Raw genomic sequence first — 1,025 nt, forward strand, 5'->3', positions numbered from 1 at the left:
GCTATTGCAAAATCTGGTAGACCATATGATGAAACTTACGTTTCCATACTGCCAAGATAAATAGAAGATGGATTGAATAAAAAAAGCTCAAAGAATCAAGTTATTGAACCTATGAGCGTGGAATAATAATGTCTCAAATTAAGGAAGAATTTGTTTGTTTTTTACCTCAGTTCTTTGTTAGCAGTTCGGTTTTATTATCCAATTTCAAATATGTCATTTATTATTCGGTTGACTGAATTTTTTGTTCTTGGAACACTATCCTTTTCTAAATATTGCTTTAATCCGTTTGCAATTCTGTCCAGTTTCGGATTGTCAATCAGTTTAGGATTTAATTCTCTCATCCAAAGTGATTGATTTAGTCTATCTCCGCGTGTGGTACAAAACATTATTGCGTCAAGTGCAATCAAGCTCAAAGGTCGTCCAATTTCAAGCCATTTTTCCGCTCTTTTCCAACTGAAATTCGAACTTGCAGATAAATGTCCCCAATCCTGCGTTACATTTTTTACTCTATCAGCGTTTTGTTCCACCCAATCTAAAACAGGTTCGTATTTTAAAAAATTCAGAGGCGCCATAAATTCAGTCAGATATTTATCCTCACATTCATTCAATTCAGAAGTGATTAATTCAAAAGCATCTTTCGAACTGTGCTTTTCAATTATTTCTTCCATTCGGATTTGAAAATTTTCTACTTTTTCTCTGTCGTACATTTAGAGTGGGTTTAACTGACTGCTAACGTATTTGTGTATGGCTAGTTGCGTTGGCTAGAACTAATTTAGTAAAAGAAAACGAACCAGAGGAAAATCCGTTAGGATTTTCCGAGTACACACAGACCAAGCAATTAGTTATACACGTTGTGCCTGTTGCACAAGTTATAAAAAAAGGGGCATTTCGATCTTGCCGATCCGTAAAAGGATCGTAACTTTAGGTATGCAGGGTAAAAAGGATTATCAAGAGAAGCTTTTCAATAATTTCCAATTAAGTGACCGGGTACCGCAGACGAATTTCTACCGTCGTTTAAAAGGCGT

1 protein-coding gene is annotated in these 1,025 nt (G+C 35.4%); it reads right to left on the reverse strand.

Going from position 1 to position 1,025, the window contains the following annotated elements; all coding sequences use genetic code 11:
- Positions 1–194: 194 nt before the first annotated feature.
- Positions 195–707, reverse strand: coding sequence for a hypothetical protein (locus BFP75_RS13205; protein WP_099545854.1), 513 nt, complete (start codon positions 705–707; stop codon positions 195–197).
- Between the last annotated feature and the right edge of the window lie 318 nt (positions 708–1,025).

It is taken from the genome of Maribacter sp. 4G9 (assembly GCF_002742265.1).
Classification (GTDB): Bacteria; Bacteroidota; Bacteroidia; order Flavobacteriales; family Flavobacteriaceae; genus Maribacter.

What these genes read in the sequence shown, in the direction of transcription:
- BFP75_RS13205 (WP_099545854.1), bottom strand. Translation starts at nt 707, where the DNA reads ATGTACGACAGAGAAAAAGTAGAAAATTTTCAAATCCGAATGGAAGAA.